The sequence below is a fragment of the Labrys miyagiensis genome, assembly GCF_030160835.1.
Lineage (GTDB): Bacteria > Pseudomonadota > Alphaproteobacteria > Rhizobiales > Labraceae > Labrys > Labrys miyagiensis.
This window is the reverse complement of record NZ_BSPC01000027.1, coordinates 102,526-121,728: the sequence shown is the minus strand read 5'-3', so window position 1 is coordinate 121,728 and position 19,203 is coordinate 102,526. Positions and strand designations below refer to the sequence as shown.

At 60.1% G+C, this 19,203-nt stretch carries 15 protein-coding genes and 1 pseudogene; 3 read left to right on the top strand and 13 right to left on the bottom strand.

Going from position 1 to position 19,203, the window contains the following annotated elements:
* Positions 1-241 precede the first annotated feature (241 nt).
* The 11 genes and pseudogenes from QQL24_RS16295 to QQL24_RS16245 form a co-directional block, all read right to left on the bottom strand.
* Positions 242-1,699, bottom strand: coding sequence for an aldehyde dehydrogenase family protein (locus QQL24_RS16295; protein WP_284313344.1), 1,458 nt, complete (start codon positions 1,697-1,699; stop codon positions 242-244).
* Positions 1,696-1,857, bottom strand: a complete 162-nt coding sequence (locus QQL24_RS16290; protein WP_284313343.1) for a hypothetical protein — start codon at positions 1,855-1,857, stop codon at positions 1,696-1,698. The genes QQL24_RS16295 and QQL24_RS16290 overlap by 4 nt, the downstream gene beginning before the upstream one ends.
* 73 nt (positions 1,858-1,930) lie before the next feature.
* On the bottom strand, positions 1,931-3,106 hold the full coding sequence (locus QQL24_RS16285) for an alanine racemase (protein ID WP_284313342.1): 1,176 nt from the start codon (positions 3,104-3,106) through the stop codon (positions 1,931-1,933).
* A 44-nt stretch (positions 3,107-3,150) separates the two neighbouring features.
* Positions 3,151-4,461: an NAD(P)/FAD-dependent oxidoreductase gene (locus tag QQL24_RS16280; protein ID WP_284313349.1), complete on the bottom strand. Its 1,311-nt coding sequence runs from the start codon at positions 4,459-4,461 to the stop codon at positions 3,151-3,153.
* A gap of 702 nt (positions 4,462-5,163) precedes the next feature.
* A complete protein-coding gene (gene tdh, locus QQL24_RS16275; protein WP_284313341.1) occupies positions 5,164-6,192 on the bottom strand; it encodes an L-threonine 3-dehydrogenase in 1,029 nt (342 codons plus the stop codon).
* A gap of 107 nt (positions 6,193-6,299) precedes the next feature.
* The gene (gene thrC / locus QQL24_RS16270) at positions 6,300-7,727 is read right to left on the bottom strand and encodes a threonine synthase (protein ID WP_284313340.1); all 1,428 of its coding nucleotides are present in this window, start codon (positions 7,725-7,727) and stop codon (positions 6,300-6,302) included.
* A 244-nt stretch (positions 7,728-7,971) separates the two neighbouring features.
* Positions 7,972-8,379, bottom strand: a pseudogene (locus QQL24_RS16265) (FAD-dependent oxidoreductase); the annotation flags it as partial.
* 54 nt (positions 8,380-8,433) lie between these two features.
* Positions 8,434-9,312, bottom strand: coding sequence for an ABC transporter permease (locus QQL24_RS16260; protein ID WP_284313339.1), 879 nt, complete (start codon positions 9,310-9,312; stop codon positions 8,434-8,436).
* 34 nt (positions 9,313-9,346) lie between these two features.
* Positions 9,347-10,297 (bottom strand): ABC transporter permease, encoded by a 951-nt coding sequence (locus tag QQL24_RS16255; protein WP_284313338.1) that lies wholly within the window; start codon positions 10,295-10,297, stop codon positions 9,347-9,349.
* A 93-nt stretch (positions 10,298-10,390) separates the two neighbouring features.
* Complete coding sequence (locus QQL24_RS16250; RefSeq protein WP_284313337.1) at positions 10,391-12,055, bottom strand: peptide ABC transporter substrate-binding protein; 1,665 nt, start codon at positions 12,053-12,055, stop codon at positions 10,391-10,393.
* Positions 12,056-12,079: 24 nt separating this feature from the next.
* On the bottom strand, positions 12,080-13,756 hold the full coding sequence (locus QQL24_RS16245; RefSeq protein ID WP_284313336.1) for an ABC transporter ATP-binding protein: 1,677 nt from the start codon (positions 13,754-13,756) through the stop codon (positions 12,080-12,082).
* A gap of 932 nt (positions 13,757-14,688) precedes the next feature.
* Here QQL24_RS16245 and QQL24_RS16240 point away from each other — a divergent pair.
* From QQL24_RS16240 to QQL24_RS16230, 3 genes are all read left to right on the top strand, one after another.
* Positions 14,689-15,660: an ornithine cyclodeaminase family protein gene (locus tag QQL24_RS16240; RefSeq protein ID WP_284313335.1), complete on the top strand. Its 972-nt coding sequence runs from the start codon at positions 14,689-14,691 to the stop codon at positions 15,658-15,660.
* A gap of 151 nt (positions 15,661-15,811) precedes the next feature.
* Positions 15,812-16,231 (top strand): isocitrate/isopropylmalate family dehydrogenase, encoded by a 420-nt coding sequence (locus QQL24_RS16235; RefSeq protein ID WP_284313334.1) that lies wholly within the window; start codon positions 15,812-15,814, stop codon positions 16,229-16,231.
* A gap of 13 nt (positions 16,232-16,244) precedes the next feature.
* A complete protein-coding gene (locus QQL24_RS16230) occupies positions 16,245-16,721 on the top strand; it encodes an Lrp/AsnC family transcriptional regulator (RefSeq protein WP_284313333.1) in 477 nt (158 codons plus the stop codon).
* Between the two features lie 158 nt (positions 16,722-16,879).
* On the opposite strand, the gene QQL24_RS16225 is transcribed toward QQL24_RS16230, so the two are convergent.
* Positions 16,880-18,256, bottom strand: coding sequence for an aspartate aminotransferase family protein (locus QQL24_RS16225; protein ID WP_284313332.1), 1,377 nt, complete (start codon positions 18,254-18,256; stop codon positions 16,880-16,882).
* A gap of 13 nt (positions 18,257-18,269) precedes the next feature.
* On the bottom strand, positions 18,270-19,112 hold the full coding sequence (locus QQL24_RS16220) for a GNAT family N-acetyltransferase (protein ID WP_284313331.1): 843 nt from the start codon (positions 19,110-19,112) through the stop codon (positions 18,270-18,272).
* Between the last annotated feature and the right edge of the window lie 91 nt (positions 19,113-19,203).

The following is a 19,203-nucleotide window of genomic DNA, read 5'->3' as shown; positions in this document are numbered from 1 at the left end:
CTCCAGTGATTCAGACATCATTCAATCACGCAACAAAATTACGACTGTAATGCTAGGCCGGTTTTCCCGCCCGATTGGGCGTTCGTCGGACCGTGACAAGATCGACTCAAGGCAGGCTTGTTGAGCAGAACCGGCCAAGCTTGAGCCTCGCAAATCGGGCGTGCCGATCACATCCGATCTGGGCGCGGCTCCGCCGGCAGGCGATACTTGGCTTCGAGGTTCGCGCGGGGAGGCCGCGGTTTCAGCCATAGAAACCGAGCACGGCCTTGGTCTCGAGATATTCTTCCATGCCCTCGCGGCCATATTCTCGGCCGTTGCCCGAACGCTTGTATCCGCCGAACGGTGCGTTCGGGTCCCAGTCGGGATAATTCAGATGGACTTGACCGGTGCGGATCTGGCCGGCGACCGCGCGCACCGTCGCCATATCCGTCCCTTGCACGTGAGCACCGAGGCCGTAGACGGTGTCGTTCGCGATCTCGACTGCCTCTTCGATCGTATCGTAAGGAATGATTGAGAGCACCGGACCGAAAATTTCCTCCTGCGCGATCTTCATATCACGACGAACGTTCGAGAAGATGGTTGGCCGCGCAAAGAGGCCTGTGTGAAGATCGGCGGGCCGCCCTAGGCCGCCGACGATGAGTTTGCCGCCCTCCTCCAGGCCGGCGGCGATCATAGCCTGGATGCGATCGAATTGCGGCCGGTTGGCGATCGGACCGTGGGTCGTGCGCTCCGCAAATGGATCGCCGACCACCAGTCCAGAAGCGGCCGTCGCGGCGAGGCTCTCGACTTCCGCCATCTGTGAGCGGGAGACAAGCATGCGCGTCGGCGCGCTGCAGGATTGGCCGAGATTGCGGAAGGCGGCTGCCACGCCGAGAGGAACAGCCCGGCTCAGTTCGGCGTCGGGGAGAATGATGTTAGGCGATTTACCGCCGAGTTCCTGGGAGACGCGCTTGACGGTGGTCGCTGCTGCCCGTGCGACGAGGACTCCCGCGCGGGTCGAGCCAGTGATCGAGACCATGTCGACCTGCGGATGCGACGCCAGACCGGCGCCGACGTCGGGACCTGTCCCGTTGATGAGGTTGAAGACGCCGGGGGGACAACCGGCGTCGTCGATTACTTGCGCAAACAGCAAGGCGCTTAGTGGCGACAATTCGCTCGGCTTCAGCACCACCGTGCAGCCTGCCGCCAACGCGGGACCGACCTTGGCTGTCATTTGATAGAGAGGCCAATTCCAGGGCGTGATCAGACCGCAGACACCGATCGCCTCGCGCATGATCGCAGTGCGACCGCGCGGGGTTACGAAGGGATAGGTGACAAGGTTGTCCCGGGCGACGCGGATATGTTCTGCTGCCAGCGGCACCTGGGCGCGGCGCGCGTAGGTAATGGCGGCTCCCATCTCGGTCGCGAGTGCCTGCGCAAACAGTTCCAGCCGCTCGAGGATGAGACCATGAATCCTCTCGAGCAAAGCTGCCCGCTGCGCAGGCGGCTTACGAGACCAGCCCGCAAAGGCTCGTGCTGCGGCAACGACGGCGATGTCCACATCCGCGCCGTTGCCGAGGGCGACTTCGGCGACAGGCAGCTCGGTTGCCGGATTAACGACTATGGCCGCGGCCGATCCCATCGGCTTGCGCCATTCTCCGTCGATGTAGAATTTACCAAGGAAGCCGGCTTCCGTTAGGTGTCGGACGGGCGATGTCATTGGAACCGATCCTTGATCCGGTAATAGGCGCCGATCTGGGGCAAAAGCCACGGCGGGCCGAAATGGCCTGGAATGGCGGGCCGGGCGAAGTCCTTCCAGGGGCTAAGCTCGCCGCGCTCATCCATGACTTCTGCCAACCAATAGGATGCAAGTTTCATATCAGCTCCGGAATCACGCGGGTCTGAACGCTGGGCATGCGCATATCGCCGCGGCCCAACTTTGTTTTGAGGCCTACCAGCCACGCATTCGCGGCCACAGAGCTTCAATGGCGTCGCTTCCCGCGGAGACGACATTGTAGAGCTCGTGCTGCGAAGCCGTCGCGCAGGCGTGGTTGGGCAGGATCCTGACTTTGGTGCCGATCGGCAGAGCCGGCAAAGTAGCGGCGGATCTTGATCTGATCGCGAGGATGCCGTGCTCTTGGTTCGCCTGTGAGACGATGAGGTCCGGATAGAGTTTGCCGGACGGGTCGCAAACCAGGCCGTAACCCTGATCGATCCGCTGCGCCGCGGTACCGCGATCACGTGACAGGGCCATCCAGCCCGCATCAACGAAAATCCAACCCTTCTCCGGCTTCGCGCCGATGACGGTGGCGAGCACCGAGATCGCGATGTCGTCGGCCGTGCAAACACCGACACCGAGCATCACCAGATCGAAGAACATGTATACGCCGGCGCGCATCTCCGTGACTCCGGTCAGGTCCTCGGCAAAATGAGCTGTCGGCGTCGACCCGACGCTAACCGCCGGGCATTCGTGCCCCGCCGCCCGCAACGTCTCCGCGGCCGCCACCGCCACGGCCCTTTCGTTCTCCGCAGCTGCGACAAGCGCCTCGGGCGTGCAGAGGCTGTAGGATTCGCCCGCATGGGTGAGGACGCCGGCGAGCTTGATGCCGGCCTTGGCCAATTCGGCCGCGACGGCGATGAGCTTAGGATCCGAGGTGGTCAAACCGCTCCGGTGGCCGTCGCAGTCGATTTCGATGAAGGCCGACGCCACCACACCAGCGGCGCGGCCAGCTTCGCCCAGGATCGCCACCTGTTCGGGCGAATCGAGCAGCACCTTGAGATCGATGCCGGCTTTTCGCAGATGCACCGCCCTTGTGGCGGTCTGGGGCGCGACGCCCACGGCATAGGTCATGTCTCGGAAGCCGTGCAGCGCGAAATACTCCGCCTCCGCCAAGGTGGAGACGGTGATCGGTCCTGGCCCGGATGGATAGGCGCGCCGCGCGACCTCGATGGATTTTGCGGTTTTCATATGGGAGCGCAGCGCGACACCTCGCGCAGCCATACGAGAGGACAAGCGAGCGAGATTGCGATCCAGCCGGTTCTTGTCGAGTAGGAGGGCAGGCGTCGCCAGAGCGCCGACTGTCCCAGCCTTCAGAATATCCGTTTCACGCGTTTCTGGGTGCGCCATCTCGATGTCTCCTAGCCGAACGACTGGTGGCGATCGCGCGCCTATCAGCGACGGGCGCGCCACAGGGCGACACGATCTTGCATCCGGTAAGCCTGAATGATGGCCGGCATGAACCAGGGATTGCCACGATAAAAAGGGATGAAAGCAGGCGGTCGGAAGTCGAAGGCCGTCTGCGCCTCCTCGCCGTGCCCCATCAGCTTGTGGGCGGCACACCTGCCGATCCATGGCGCCCAGACTACACCCGAACCGCAAAAACCGGTCGCGTAAACCATCCCATCCTTCTCGAAAATGCGTGGCAGCATGTCACGGTTCATCGCCACGTTGCCGAACCAGGTGTGCGAAAGGCGAGCATTTTCCAGTTCTGGGAAAATGTTCACGAGTCCCTTGCGCAGAAAGAGCTTCGGCGCCGCCGGGTCTCCGACCCGGGAGCTGTCGCGTCCTCCAAATAAGATGCGTCTGCCGTCAGGAGTCGGACGGTAATAGAAGCTCAGTTGCCGGCCCTCGACCAACATCATTCGCTTCGGCATTAGCCGAGCCATCAACTCGGGGGAGAGTTCCTCGGTGACGATAATCCTGCTGCGAACCGGGACCAACCGGCGTCGCAGGAAGGGAACGGCGCCATCGGTATAGCCATTCGTGCAGACCAGAACCTGGCGGGCCTGCACGGTCCCGGCAGAAGTCACGACGCGGAACTCGGCTCCATCCCGCTCGATCGAGGTCACGGCCGTGTTCGAATGGACTGCCAGACCCGAAGAGAGGGCCACCCGCAAAAGTTCGGCATGGAACTTGGCCGGATGCAGCCCACCAATGTCCATCCGAACTGTGCCGCCGCGGTAGAAGTCCGAGCCGATATAATTGCGCTGCTCGGCATATGGCACAGCGTAGGATTCAATTCCCAGTTTCTTCGCCAACTGCTCGGCACTTCGCGCAGCCCGCTCATATTGTTGATGCCCAATTGCGCCCTTGAACTGACCAGTCAATTGGAAATCGCAATCGATCGCTTCAGTCTTGATGAAGTCATAGAGAAATTCGCGGGCAACCTTACCCTCGGCCTCGATTGCAATCGCCTTTTCTTCACCAAAGCGCCGGGCAATCGTAGCATAGTCGGGCCGAATGCTTCCGCTGGTGATCCCGCCATTGCGCGAAGAAGCCCCTTCGCCGGGGTTCATTGCGTCGAGCGCGCCCACCGAGCGACCCTCGCGCGCCAGCGAAAGCCCGGCTGAAAGACCTGCATAGCCCGCGCCGACAATTAAAACGTCGAGCTTCTTGGGCAGTGGGCGCTGTGGCAGCGGCATTGTCGGTGCCGCTTCCCACCAGTAGGGCGTATTATTGTCGGCGACTCTGGGCTGGTGCATGTGAGCGACTTCTCCCCGAGTGTTCGGGATCGGGCCTGCGGCCGACACGGTCGTCTCGCACATTGAGCGCATCACGCCGTCTGTTGACGATGAAGTGATAGAGCGGAGCTTGAGTTTTTCGGGGTCGAAGCTCAGCGTCATCGGGCACCTCGCACTGTTACAGCGCGAACGATAGCCGAGGTTGAGCCGCATTATTCATTGAGGTTGAACCACCTAACAGCGTTAAATCGCGCGGAATGGGACATCTAAAGCGAATTGCTCTGGATTGGTGGCGCCCCCCTGCGGGTCCAATAGGCGTTCGCAGCCTTTAGGATCACCTAACTGTCGCAGCGTCACGGCGAGTGAAGCAAATAACGAGCGATCCTCATGGAGGGCCAAGCGCCGAAGCGCCCGCCACAGCTGTACAGAGCCGCTGTTCCTACGCGCCATGCGGCAGCGGCCGTTCAAACTGTCGAACTCAAATTGCAATGGCTACCCGCGCAATAATTGACATTACGCCAGCTGGCGGTGTGCCAGCCATGAGGACGTCGACATTCAAAGCCATGGCAGACTGCGCGGACGCGACCTCCGAGGCTTCCTCCAGGCCGACAATCCCAAGCAAACCGGCCTCTTGCCGAGCGAATTCGATCCGCGAGGCTGACTAGGAAACCAACGTCTTTGAAGCCGACATTAGCCGCCATCCCATCTGAATAACAAGGGTAATCATTCACTCCAGTCCAAAACAATCTTCCCGCAGTTGCCCATCCGCATGACCTCAAACCCCGTCTTGAAGTCTGCGATCGGCAGGCGGTGCGCTATAACTTTGCGGACGTCGAGACCGCTTTCGAGCATTGCAAGCATCTTGTGCCATGTCTCGAACATCTCCCGTCCGTAGATGCCCTTCACCGTCAGCATCTTAAAGACAACTTTGGCCCAATCGACCGTTGCAGGCCGAGCAGGGATACCGAGCATAGCTATTATGCCGCCCACTACCATGTTCTCGACCATCTGATCAAATGCGGCGGGTGCACCGCTCATCTCAAGTCCGACATCGACGCCCTCGTTCATGCCGAGCCGCTCCTGAACTGAACGCACATCCTCTCTGCTGATGTCGACGGGAACAACGTCTACAATAGCGGAGGCTAAGGCCAGGCGGTGCGGATTCACATCAGTGATCACAACGTGCCGCGCACCGACGTGCCGAGCTACAGCGGCGCTCATGATGCCGATCGGACCTGCTCCGGTGACGAGCACATCCTCTCCGATCAGATCGAACGATAGCGCCGTGTGGACCGCATTGCCTAAAGGATCGAGAATTGCGCCGATTTCATCGTCGATCGTTTCGGGCAGCGGTACGACGTTAAAGGCGGGCAACCGCAAATATTCCGCAAAAGCGCCGGGGATATTGACGCCGATAACCTTGGTTTCGGGATCCAAGTGGAACCGCCCACCGCGAGCGGCACGACTGTCCTTGCCGATAACATGTCCCTCGCCGGAAACTCGCTGCCCTACCACCAATCTCCGAACGTTCGTGCCGATCTCGACGATCTCGCCGGCATATTCGTGGCCCACGACCATCGGAACAGGAACGGTGCGCTGCGCCCATTCATCCCAAGCGTAGATGTGAATATCCGCTCCACAAATGCCCGTCTTGTTGATTTTGATGAGAACGTCGTCCGGCCCGATCTGCGGGATCGGCCGGTCGTCAAGCCAGAGGCCCGGTTCGGCTGCAGCTTTGACAAGAGCTTTCATGAGGAACCCCTGCTATGAATCCATCAGATCACCCCGAGCGCTCTACCGAGATCGGCGAATGCACCTAGAGTCAGCCATGGCAAACATCTTCGATCGCTGGCAGTTCTTCAGCAGGTCTCACCCTGAACGATCTCGGCGATAAAGGTCTTCACGGCCTGTGCATCGGCTGGAAGCACCTTGAAGCGTTTCGGCAAGTATTCGATGCCCTCAAACCGCTGTGGGCGATCGGGCTCACGTCCTAAAGCCTCCCTGATGGTGCCGGCAAATTTGACCGGCAAGGCCGTTTCGAGCACGACCATCGGCGTCGCCGGCACCGAGTGCTCGCGTGCGACCTTCACGCCATCCGCAGTGTGCGGGTCGAGCAGCGCCTTGGAGCGGCCCCACATATCACGGATTGTCTCCAATCGGTCGGCGTGGGTGCTCTTGCCGCTGCGGAATCCAAAACGCGCCTCCGCTTGCCTGAAGGCAAGATCACCACTGAGATCGAAGGACGCTCGTTCTCTAAGCTGCTTGTCGAACAATAAATTGGTCCGACTCGCATCGCGGCCGAGCAGGTCGAACACAAAGCGCTCGAGATTTGACGCCTTTGAGATGTCCATCGAAGGGCTTGAGGTCGCATAGGTGTCCGCTCGGCCTCGCACGCGATACACGCCGGTGCGGAAAAACTCATCGAGCACGTCATTCTCGTTTGTCGCAATGACGAGACGGGAAATGGGAAGACCCATCATGCGTGCGACATGACCGGCACAGACATTGCCGAAATTGCCCGAAGGAACGGCAAAATCGATCTGCGTTGCGTTCTGGGTGGTCACCTGGAAGTAGGTGGAAAAGTAGTACACCACTTGAGCCACCACCCGGGCCCAGTTGATCGAATTGATGGCGCCAATCCGGTGGAGCCTCTTGAAGTCAGCATCGCCTGACACGGCTTTCACGATGTCTTGGCAATCGTCGAACACCCCTTCGATGGCGATGTTCTGGATGTTGTCGTCCTGGAGGCTGAACATCTGGGCTGTCTGAAAGGCGCTCATGCGTCCGCGAGGCGACATCATAAAGATGCGGATGCCCTTCTTGCCGCGCAGTGCGTATTCCGCCGCGCTGCCCGTGTCGCCACTGGTTGCCCCGAGAATGTTCAGCCCTTCACCTCGGCGGGCCAGTTCATATTCAAGAAGATTGCCAAGCAACTGCATGGCCATGTCTTTGAATGCCAGCGTGGGGCCGTTCGACAGTTCTGCGACGTGAAGATTCGTCTCAAGCGGGCGCACCGGCGCGATTCTGGCGTTCCCGAAAACCTCGAGCGTATAGGTTTTCGCGCAGATGGCATTCAGATCGGTGGGTGGAATGTCGTCGATGTAGAGCGACAGGATCTCGAAGGCGAGGTCCGCATAGGACAGGCCCCGCCACCGATCCAGCATTGCGTCATCCACAAGCGGGTAGGTCTCAGGCACATAGAGCCCGCCGTCCGGCGCCAGACCTTCAAGCAGGATCTCGCAGAACTTCCTGCGTTCAGCATGGCCGCGCGTGGAGATGTAGTGCATTTGATGCTCATCCTTGTAGCCGCGAACGGGGCCGCAGCACCGCATCGTCAATGGGCCGGCAGATTTGGCCGTCATCGGCGGGACCGCCGCCAGGCGATCTTGTCTTCCAGCAGGCCATCGCCCTTGATCGCCGGCATGAACCAGGGATTGCCGCGGTAGAACGGGACGGCCGCTGGCGGCGGCATCGGATTCGAATCCCGAGACTTTTCGCCAGCGTCTCGGCGCCGCGGGCCATCGTCTCTTACGGGTCGTATCCGGGGGCTCCCTTGAACGGACAAACCAGCCGGAAGTCGCACGCGAGCCCGTCGGTCTCGATGAAGTCGTAAAGGAACTCGCGTGCGATCTTGCCTTCGGCCTCGATCGCGATCGCCTTCTCTTCACCGAAGCGCCGCGAGATCGTCGCGTAGTCCGGGCGGGATGGTTCCACTGGTGGCTCCGCCATTGCGCGATGAGGCCCCCTCTCCATTGCGTCGAAGGCGGCTAAGCAGCGGCCCTCACGTGCAAGCGAAAGCCGGGCTGAAAGCCCCGCATAGCCCGCCCCCACGATTAAGACGTCGAGTTTCTTGGGCAGTGGTCGCTGAGGCAGCGGCCTAACCGGTGCCGCTTCCCACCAGTAGAGCGTGTTCTTGTCGGCGACTCTGGGCTCGGCCATGGAGCCGACCTTTCGTGGCGTTTTTTGAGAGGAGCGCTGCGTTTGGCGAGCAGATCAAATGTGGTCGTCTCGGACATCGAGCGCGTCGCGAAGCCCGTCGCCGATGAAATTGAAGCTGGTTACAGCGATTGTAATGGCGACGCCGGGAACGATCGCCAGCCAGGGGGCGGTGGCCAAATATTGCTGCGCGCCGTTGAGCATATTGCCCCAGCTGGGCAGGGGGGGCTGGATCCCATAGCCGAGGAAGCTGATATAGGCTTCCATGAGGATCGCGCGGGCGACGGTCAGCGTGGCGGCCACGATGATTGGTCCCACGGCATTGGGCAGGATCTCGCGGAACATGATATGCGAACCCCTTAGCCCCAGCATGCGCCCGGCGAGGACGAATTCACGCTCGCGCAGGGAGTTGACCTCCGCCTCGACAATTCGTGCGACCTCCATCCAGCTCGTGACGGCAATGATCACAGTGATCATTGCCGGGCTGGGCCGAAGCGTTGCGGCCAGCGCGAGGAGCAGGAAGATCGATGGGAAGGCCAGGAAGCCGTCGACCATGCGCATGAGCGCGGCGCCGACCCAGCCTCTACGGTATCCCGCGGTTACGCCGACAAGCGTGCCGATCACCGTCGACAACAGCATGGCGAAGAAGCCCACGAGTAGCGAAATGCGCCCGGCCATGAACAGCCGCGCCGCCAGATCGCGCCCAAGAGGATCGGTGCCCAGAAAGTGGTTGCCGGTCAGCGGGGGCGCAAAACGGGCGCGCAGATCGACATAGAGCGAGTCGTAAGGGAGAAGGTGAGGGCCGAAGGCACAGGCTGCGACCAACACGGCGATCATCGTCACGCCCAACATCGCCAGACCGTGGGTCATGAAACGGCGGGCCGCGCGGCTGTGCCACCAATGCCTCGGAACGGAATTTGTTGCGAAAGCGGTCATTTTGCTCACTCCGGTTTGAGCCTGGATTGGACGCTCAGCTCAGGCGGACGCGCGGGTCGACGACGGCGATGACGATGTCTGCGATCAGGTTCCCCAAGATGACGAAGATCGCGGAGAACATCAGCAGACCCATCACCATGGGATAGTCGCTGTAGCCCAGGCTATCGAGAAACAGCCGCCCCATTCCGGGCCAGGTGAAAACTGTTTCGGTCACCAGTGCACCCGTCAGAATGCTCGGAAGCTGCATTCCTGCCAGGGTGATCATCGGCAAGAGGGCATTGCCGACAACATGCTTCAATAAAATCCGGCGCTCGCTGAGGCCCTTGGCACGCGCGGTCTTGACGAAATCCTGGCTGATGGCATCGAGCGTCGCCGTGCGCATATAGCGGCTCCAGATCGCCACATGGACCAGGGACAACACCAGGCTCGGCAGGATCAGGTGGTGCAGATAGTCCAGAACCGAGTTTTCCCCGATCGTGTACATATTGCCGGCAGGCACCCAGCCCAGTTTCAAGGAAAAGACATAGATGCCGACGAGCCCGAACCAGAAGGTCGGAATGGACAGCGCCACCATCGCGCTGATCGTCGCAAAGTAGTCGAAGGTCGAATAGCGATGGGTCGCGCCGCGGATGCCGATCCAGGTCCCGACGACCATGGCGATTGCCGTGGAGGACCCCATCAGAAGCAGCGTGGCGAAGAGATGGTGTCCGATCACCGAAAGCACCGGCAAACCGTCGCGGAAGGAGTGACCCCAGTCTCCCCGCACGAGCCGCCAGACCCAGTCCAGATACCGCATCCACAACGGCTGGTTCAGGCCCAGGAGCTCCTTGAGGCGATCGATATCCGCTTGGGTCATGCCAGGATCGAGCCCGAATTGCGCCAGCGGACCGCCTGGAATGAGGTTCAGAATTGTGAAGCCGATGATCGAGACGATCACCAGCAACACGAGGCTCTGCGATAGACGATTGAGTAGGAAGCCGCGCATTCCGATCCTCCTCCTGAACATGACTGCGATACTTCCGCCGCCTTCTACGCAAAAAGCCAAAGGCGGCGGGCCTCTCGACCGTTGGAATACTCGTCAGCTCTTCCAATGCCAGGCCGCGGCGTGCCAAGACGCGGTGCGCGTGTTGGCGTTTGGCGCGAAGCCGTCCAAGTTTTCCTTGCGCCCGAGGACATTCGTATAGGCAAACAGCGGCAGGAAGGGCAGATCGTGGCGAACCCGTTCCTGGATGCGGTTGTAGATCTCACGCCGCGCTTCCGGATCGAAGGTCTGGGCCCCTTTCTCGAGCAGGGCATCGACCTCGGGATTGGAGTATTGGCCCGTGTTCGAGCCGTGCCCGCCTTTCGCGGCTATTGCACTTGAGTGGAGGCGGTTGGTAGCGTCTGGATCGGCGGCAATCAGATAGGTGACACCCGCCATCGCCGTATCGAATTGCGATTTTAGCCAGTATTCGCCCCACATAACTGCGCCCGGCAGGTTCGAGATTGTCATCTCGACGCCGATCTGGGCAAATACTTGCTGGAGGAACTGCTGGGTTTGCTCGCGTAGGTTATTGCCAGAAGTCGTCGAATTGCTGAAGGACAGCCGCACCCCGCCTTTGGCGCGAATTCCGTCAGGTCCGGGCACCCAGCCGGCATCATCGAGCAACTGACGCGCCCGGTCCAGGTTGAACTCCTCCACCGGGAGCTTCGGATTATAGTAGTAGGATTCCGGCGGCATGAACGTTTCGGTGCGTGCGCCTACGCCGTAGTAGATCGTGTCGATGATTGCTTTTCGGTCCATTGCGGCATAGAGCGCCTGGCGCACGGCCAGTTCCTTGAACTGTGGACGTTCGAGGTTGAGATAGATCGACTCGAGCGCCGAACCGGGCTCCAACGTCACCACTCGGCCCGGTACAGTGCGGGCCTCCTCATAGTGGTCCGCGGTCAAATAGCCTTGGTCGACCAAGTCCACGTCCCCGCTCTTGAACTGGGTATAGAGCACCGTCATGTCGGGGATGTATTTGAAGACCAATTGCTCGATGTAGGGGCCTTCTCCCACATAGTCGGGGTTGGCGGCGAGCGAGATATGGTCGCCGGCGACGCGTTCTACCCACTTGAATGCGCCAGTGCCAACGGGCGCTTGGTTGAACGCGGCTGTGTTGGGATCGGCCTCTTTTTCCAGGATGTGCTTGGGCACAATGAAGGTTTCAGCGAGGAAGGACAGATAGGGTGCGAAAGCTTTCTCCATCCGCCAAGCGATCTCGGTGGGAGAAACCACGGTGATGTCGCGGACGAGCGAATGGCCGCTAGTGCGCCAGGCGCGGAACTTCGGGTTGGTGATCAGTTCGAGGGTGAACTTCACGTCTTCGGCCGTGAAGGGTCGGCCGTCGTGCCACCGGACGTCGTCGCGCAGGCGAATGCGCCAATGGAGTCCGTCTTCGGAAATGCCGCCGTTTTTTTGGCTGGGTACTTCGGCTGCAAGATTGGGTTGCAAGACGCCCTTGGGATCCATGCGAACCAGCGCGTCGAAAAGCGAGAAGTGCACCGCATCATCGACTTCGATATGCGCCATCAGCGGATTGAATACGGTGGGCTCTTGTGAAAGACCGACAATGACGCGCCCGCTGGGGCTGGCTGAAGCCTTGGCAAAGGCAGGTTTGCCGAACAGATTGGGGGCAAGCAGGCCGGCAGCCCCGCCCACTGCCATCATGCGCAGCGCGTCCCGTCGCGAGTACCTCGAAGTCGTGGAGCAATCGCTCATGGTAGTTCCTCCCTTTTCTCGTTATCAGCTGTTGCGCTCGCCACATCCCGAAACTGAGCTCTCGCGCCGTGGCTGCTCCCCCGGAATCGCCGCTACCAGCTGGCGCGTGTAGGCTGACTGGGGATCCAGGAAGATCTGTGAAGGCGGCCCTCGCTCGACAATCCGGCCTTTCTGCATCACCGCAATTTCGTCGCAGATCTGACTGGCCACGCGTAGATCATGTGTGATGAAGATCAGCGACACGCCCGTCTCCCGCTGGATCTGGTCCAACAACTTTAGGATTTGAGCCTGGATCGATACGTCGAGCGCCGACACCGCTTCATCGGCAATCAGCAGCTTCGGTTTGAACATCAGCGCGCGAGCGATGCCGATGCGCTGGCGCTGTCCGCCGGAAAATTCGTGCGGATAGCGGCCAAAGGCACCGGCATCCAGACCGACATGAGCTAGCAGCGCCCGCGCCTCCTCGCGCGCCTGGGCATAGCTCATGCCGTGCGCGACTGGGCCGACCGTCATGATGTGACCGACTGTCGAACGGGGATTGAGCGATGCGAAGGGATCCTGGAAGATCATCTGGATCTGTGGTCGCACCCGGCGGAACCCCGCTTCGGAAAGGCCGGCAATGTCGCGCCCTTCGAACAAGATCGCGCCGCCGTCGTTTTCCAAGAGCTTGATTAGAAGCCGGCCAAGAGATGACTTTCCGGAGCCGCTTTCGCCCACAATGCCAAGTGTGCGCCCCGCTGGCAGATCGAACGAAACCCCATTTACAGCGGGCACGATCCGTTGCGTGCCAAGCAGCGCGGTCCCACTCCGATAAGTCTTCACGAGCCCTTCGACCTTCAGGATCGGCGCGCTGGCGTCGGATACCACGGGATTTCGATCCTGCCCGGTGAGATGGGGTACGGCCGCAATGAGACGCCGGGTATAGGGATGGCTGGGTGACTTAAGGACATGCTGCGCGCTGCCTTGCTCGACGATGCGGCCTTTCTCCATCACCACCACTGTGTCAGCGATTTCGGCCACAACACCAAAATCGTGGGTGATGAACAGCACGCTCATGCCCTTGCGGCGCTGAATGTCGCGGATCAGTCGAAGGATCTGGGCCTGTGTGGTCACGTCGAGCGCGGTTGTCGGCTCGTCCGCGATCAGGATCGTCGGCTCGAGCGCCAGGGCCATGGCGATCATCACGCGCTGCCGCTGTCCGCCTGAAAGCCGGAATGGATACTGATGGTACATGACCTGTGGATCGGGCAATCCCACTTCCGTCAGCAATTCCAGGGTGCGGCTTCGGCGGGTATTCCGCGTGCCGACCCCGTGCGCAGCCATAGTCTCATCGATTTGCTCGCCGACGGTCATGAGAGGATTGAGGGCCGAGAGCGGGTCTTGAAAGATCATCGATACGACCCGACCACGCAAGCTGCGCAGCTTTTCGGGTGGCAACCCGATGATGTTCATTCCATTCAGATGTATTGAACCAGACGCGACCCGGATAACTCTAGGCAAGAGACCCATAATTGCGTTGGCCGTGATCGACTTACCTGAACCGGATTCGCCGATAGTGCAGAGGATTTGGCCGCGCATCAGATCGAAGGAGATTCTCTCCACCGCATGAGCCCGTTCCATACCTTCCGGCAGACTCACGGTCAGATCGCGCACAGAAAGCGCTACGTCGTCGGAGGCTACGGCCTTCATGCTAGCGGCCATCGAGATGTCCTCCCTTTTCAACGCATCATCCTCGCTACGGTGTGTCCGCTCGTGTCTCGTGGGCGTTGCGCCTCTTGGTCTCGGTCAGTTTGACTGTTTCAGCCCTATAAAGTCGCCGAAACTTGGTATGCCGGCAGCAGGAACATCTGAATCGGCGATCGAAAACGGGATTTCCCGCTGCGCCCATCGCGCTCGATTATCCCACATCGCGCACAGAGCTGCAGGCCCAGTGAACTCGACAGTTGGGAAACCGGAGGATAGGGCCGTCACCGTTTTCGCCAGGGTCTCAGCAGTCGAGCGGCTGCAGGCTGCTCATGTCAGGCTCCAGGAAACGCTCGCAAAAAGCCACCGAAGCCTCCGACAGCTGCCCGCCGGCCGCCCTGCTGAGCGTTGAAAAGTCGCCGGCAGAGTCCGGCTTGTCGACGTTTCCGCGTTTGACGAGGACTCCAGACCTCATGCCCTTGAGACTGTCGGCCTCTGCACGAGCACTACGCCAACCAGACAGCCCGTCGGAGCGAAGAGTTCTCATCTGCTCAACGGAGACGTGCATCAATGCCGCGGACGCGGTATCGCAGCCGAAGGCAACCGCCGTGACCTTTCCGGCGAGATCGGAAACTGGTGTCCGCGGAGGAGCACCGATCCACCATCAGAGAGGGAACGCTGAACCGGATTGGTGACGATGCGAGTAAAAAGCGAATTCCATCGCTGACTGCTTCTCTGAAGCAGATGCGAACGCACGGAGTGTATGCTGATCTCCGCCCCCGTAGCACGGCACAGGCAATCTTTTTTCAAAACAATTGGCTGCCATCGGGTCTGAAAACCACAGGATATCCTGTTCCGACACAAACTCCGCGACACGCCTCTGCGAGCCCCCGGCTAGGATCCAGCTGGGTTCAAGATCGATTAGATTCGCCCGACAAAGGAGTGCCACGTTGCCGAACGATGCTCAGCTTGTTCTGCTCGACTCGGGCAATGTCGAACAACTTCTGCAGTCCGACGAGGTATTTGACGCTGTAAAACGCGCCTTCTTGCTGCACGCCCGAGGCGGGGGACGCATCTTTCCGGTCATCCGAGAGCAGCTTCCGACAGGCGGCGTATTTGGCATCAAGTCGGGGGACGTTCCAACGACAGGTCTGCTCGGTTTCAAGGCGGCGGGCTTCTGGCCGGGTAACCGCCCGGCCGGAAAGAAGCCCCATCAGGCAACGATCCTACTGTTCAATTCCTCTACCGGTAGGCCGCTGTGCGTCATTGATGGCAACGCAATAACCGCGGTTCGTACAGGCGCCGCGGGAGCTGTGGGCCTGACGCTACTTGCACGGCCGGACAGCGCATCCCTTTGCATATTTGGCACGGGCACACAGGCCCGGATTCAGCTCAGTATGGCCTTGCACTATATGCCGAGCATTCAACGGGTTCACTACCTCACACGGACCGGGCGGCCCGACCGTGCGTTCGAAACGGCCTTCGGGCATTTGTGCGAACTCAGGCACGCACATGAGGTCGATGCAGCGGTCAGCGATAGCGACGTTGTCGTGACGGCCACGCCAGGCGGTGGGCCCTTGTTTCCGCTCGCAGCGGTCCGACCCGGGACTCACATCAACTGCGTCGGCACAGATACCAAAGGCAAGCAAGAGCTTCCCGAAGGGCTCCTTCGCCGGACAAGGCTCTTTGCAGACGACTGCGACCAATCGCGTTCGATCGGTGAGTGTCAATGGGATGCGCAGTGCCCGATGATTGCAATCGGTGACATCTTGACGAACAAGGTCGCGTTCACCCGCCGGCCCGATGACATCACTGTGTTCGACATGACCGGGTTGGCACTTCAAGACCTGACGGTCGCGGAAATGCTTTGGCAGCAGGCCAAGGCCAAAGGCCATGGGACGACGGTGGCGTGGCCGTGGTAAGCCAAGGTCGGCGTTCGTCGATCATCCATAACATCCTCATTTTTGAGGCAGAAAAGGCTTCTATCCCCAGGAGGACCCAGCGGTCATTACTCAAACCAAGGCGCAGAGGCGCAGCAGGGTGATGTGGAATGGGACTAGATCGCGGGATAAGATGCTGGCCGATGCTTTGTCGGTGCGCATAAAGTTGAAGCCTGAGTGCCTCGACACGACTGTCGCGGCCAACTTTCCCGCCGATATCTTGTCCGATCTTGCAGGCGCGCCTGGAGCGGTCCTCGCTTTGGCCCCGACGGCGAATATCGATCCCGAGCAGCTATATCCTGTAACAATCGAGCCCATCCACGGATCGGCGTTCGATATTGCGGGTAAGGGAATCTCCAACACTGTTGCCACCTTCTGGGCTATCGTCCAAACCTTCGAACATCGCGGCGACCGCGAGGCAGCTGATCGATTGTTGGAGTCAGTGCAAACCGCGACAACGAGTGGAGCGATGATACGGGACCTAGGCGGAACAGTCGCTTCAAGGGAGATCACGAACGCGGTCCACGAGGCAATCCGCGAAGCGGCACGTTGAACGAGGCTCACTGATGAAGCTCGACAAGATCGACATCAAAATCCTGTCCGAATTGCAGAAGAACGGGAGAATCCCCAACGTCGAGCTCGCGGAGTTGGTCAACCTCTCGCCAACCCCTTGCCTTATGCGCATCAAAAGGTTGCAGGCGGAAGGCTACATCACCGGATATTCTGCCCAAGTCGACGTATCTAAGCTTGGGCAGACCTTGACAGTATTTACCGAAATCACGCTCAAAAACCATCATCAAAACGATTTCGCGCGGTTCCTGCAGACAGTCGCGAAAATTGATTCTGTCGTCGAATGCCATCTCGTTTCGGGTGGCTACGATTATCTGGTGAAATTTATCACGCCGGGTATCTCCGAATATCAGACGATTATGGAACGGCTTATTGAATTGGAAATCGGGATCGACAAATATTTCAGTTTTGTCGTTCTGAAGTCCCCCATCGTGAAGTCGTACCTGGCCCTCGACGACTTCGTGCACAAGTGATGAAGTCGGTTTCACGACTCACAACGGGACCTTGCGCTGAATAGTAGCCTGGTTACCAGCAGCTTCGTATTAGAGCGATGGACGACATTTTGTGTTGGCAAAAAAGCCGCTCCTAGCAACTCGTAAACCCTTCAAGCTCTGCGTCTGCTTTCGCAACCTCATTCTCTCATCACGTTTCGAACGTCCTTATCATCGAGCGTCTGGTCCAGCGTTCTCCGTGTGCGTTCGATGATCCCGTCAATTTCTTCGTCCGTGCAGCAGAGCGGCGGCGCATAGCCCAGTACGCCGTTGGCGAAGGCGCGGATGACCAGGCCGTTGTTCCAGGCACGGTCGAAAATCCGCCGCGCGAGGTCGGCTTCCGGCGGCAAGGGCGTCTTGCGTGCCTTGTCTGTGACCAACTCGACTGCGGCCAGCATTCCGCGACCGCGAACATCGCCGACCAGTGGATGGTCGGCGAGCGACCGAAGGCCCGCCATCAGGCGTTTCCCAGCGCGTCGCCCGTTGTCGAGCAGACCGTCTTCGTAAAGGCGCAGACATTCGAGCCCGACCGCGGCGCTCACAGGATGAGCAGAATAAGTATAGCCGTGGCCGACGTCAGCCTTGCCTGCACCATCCGCGATCGTATTGTAAACATTGTCAGACATGAAAACGGCGCCCAGCGGCACATAGCCCGACGTCAGCCCCTTTGCCGTGGTCATCAAGTCCGGCGTGACGTCATCCTCTTCACACGCGAAAAGCGGCCCAGTGCGACCGAAGCCGGTGATGACCTCGTCGGCAACGAACAGAATGTCGTGCTCCTTGCAAACGGCGTGCATCGCTGTCAGCCATCCCACCGGCGGGACAAGGACACCCCCCGACCCCTGGATCGGCTCGGCATAGAATGCGGCAACGCGCTCCGCACCCAGTTCGGCGATCTTTGCCCGTAACGCCCCGACCGACGCGTCGATAATCGCCTGCGAGTTGGAGCCGACCGGATTGCGGTAGACATAATGCGAAGGGATCTTGTGCTGCCAGTGAAATGGTGCGCCGAAGCCTGCATGGAAGACCGGGATCGCGGTCAGACCGGATCCCGCCGTCGACGACCCGTGGTAGCCATACTCGACTGAGATGAACTGGTCCTTCTGCGGCGTACCCTTGGAATGGTAATAATAGCGAATGAACCGAATAGTGCTGTCGACGGCATCAGAGCCGCCGAGCGTGAAGTAGATGTGGTTCAGGTCGCCCGGCGACAGTTCGGCCAACTTGGCGGCAAGACGTATTGCCGGCTCGGAGCCCAAGCCGAAATAACCTGTCGCGTAGGGCAGCTCACGCAACTGCTTGGTGGCTGCGTCGACGATGCTTTCCTGCCCGTACCCGACATTGACGCACCACAGACCTGCAAATCCGTCGAGGAGATGATGCCCGGTAGCATCCGTCACTGTCGCGCCCCTCGCGGACTTCAGCACGCGTACACCCATCCTTTCATGGCTGCGATAAGATGAGACGGGATGAACCAGGTGCGCCCGATCGAGCTCGATCAACGAGTTGCTAAACATTGTATCCTCCGATTCAACCTAATGCCTGAGCGGCAAGCGCAAATGTCCGGTATTGCGCGACACCGGCTGGTTTTACAGTGCCGAGAGAGCGCCGCATCGCGGTGCCGCTGTCGACGGAAGCGAGCCCGCGCATGCCGAGCCAATCAGCGAGATTTGCGGAACTGTGCGTGTCGATGCGGACAAACCTGCCCTGATTTTTGGAAAGCAAGTAGTCGATCAGAGCTTTTGCTTCGGCGGTGTGGCTCGCGACAACCGGGCCAATCACCAATCCGCGGCCAAATTCGCGGATTGCCGCAAACGCCCGTGCCTTGCCTGTTTGACGGATGACGGCGAATTTTGCCAGCTGCTGCAAATATTGCATCAGCAGAGAGCGATCATGGCCATACGCCGCGCGATCGAGTTCCGCGAAACGTTCGAAGTCGCAGTCGTTACCCCACACTACATGACCGGGCGTATTGACCGGCAACACATCGCCCTGATGTTGGATGACGCTACCGACAGCGACAAACCCTAGCTTCTCGTAAAGGGACAGCCCTTCCGGCGTCGCTACCAAACGGCAGTTGCGCTCACCTGCCTGGGCAAGTGCTTCCTCCAACAGTCTGCGGCCAAGCCCGCGTCCGCGTATCGAAGCGTCGACGATAACTGTGTTGATGGTGGCGCCATCCTGGCCGTAGGGCGTCATCAAGGTGGTCGCGACGACCCGCCCGTTGTCAACAGCGACGATGCCGTGGCTGAGTGACTGCATAAATTCCCAGTCTTCGCGGCGGTGCGGCCAGCCCACTTGCCGCGACAATTCAACAGCACCGCTCAGATGCTGCGGCGTCATCGTTTCGAGCGTGATCTGGTGTGCGGTCATGGGCTTTTCCGGGTCGCGTCTTCGGGATCCCAAGATAAGCCGTCGAAGACAGACGTTCTTCCTAACCGGCACCGTCGCGCTAGGCTTTTTC

Excerpts from the sequence above, each read along its gene's own strand:
- QQL24_RS16295 (WP_284313344.1), bottom strand. The coding sequence starts at position 1,699 with ATGACATCGCCCGTCCGACACCTAACGGAAGCCGGCTTCCTTGGTAAA.
- QQL24_RS16290 (WP_284313343.1), bottom strand. The coding sequence starts at position 1,857 with ATGAAACTTGCATCCTATTGGTTGGCAGAAGTCATGGATGAGCGCGGC.
- QQL24_RS16285 (WP_284313342.1), bottom strand. The coding sequence starts at position 3,106 with ATGGCGCACCCAGAAACGCGTGAAACGGATATTCTGAAGGCTGGGACA.
- QQL24_RS16280 (WP_284313349.1), bottom strand. The coding sequence starts at position 4,461 with ATGCACCAGCCCAGAGTCGCCGACAATAATACGCCCTACTGGTGGGAA.
- tdh (WP_284313341.1), bottom strand. The coding sequence starts at position 6,192 with ATGAAAGCTCTTGTCAAAGCTGCAGCCGAACCGGGCCTCTGGCTTGAC.
- thrC (WP_284313340.1), bottom strand. The coding sequence starts at position 7,727 with ATGCACTACATCTCCACGCGCGGCCATGCTGAACGCAGGAAGTTCTGC.
- QQL24_RS16260 (WP_284313339.1), bottom strand. The coding sequence starts at position 9,312 with ATGACCGCTTTCGCAACAAATTCCGTTCCGAGGCATTGGTGGCACAGC.
- QQL24_RS16255 (WP_284313338.1), bottom strand. The coding sequence starts at position 10,297 with ATGCGCGGCTTCCTACTCAATCGTCTATCGCAGAGCCTCGTGTTGCTG.
- QQL24_RS16250 (WP_284313337.1), bottom strand. The coding sequence starts at position 12,055 with ATGAGCGATTGCTCCACGACTTCGAGGTACTCGCGACGGGACGCGCTG.
- QQL24_RS16245 (WP_284313336.1), bottom strand. The coding sequence starts at position 13,756 with ATGGCCGCTAGCATGAAGGCCGTAGCCTCCGACGACGTAGCGCTTTCT.
- QQL24_RS16235 (WP_284313334.1), top strand. The coding sequence starts at position 15,812 with ATGCTGGCCGATGCTTTGTCGGTGCGCATAAAGTTGAAGCCTGAGTGC.
- QQL24_RS16230 (WP_284313333.1), top strand. The coding sequence starts at position 16,245 with ATGAAGCTCGACAAGATCGACATCAAAATCCTGTCCGAATTGCAGAAG.
- QQL24_RS16225 (WP_284313332.1), bottom strand. The coding sequence starts at position 18,256 with ATGTTTAGCAACTCGTTGATCGAGCTCGATCGGGCGCACCTGGTTCAT.
- QQL24_RS16220 (WP_284313331.1), bottom strand. The coding sequence starts at position 19,112 with ATGACCGCACACCAGATCACGCTCGAAACGATGACGCCGCAGCATCTG.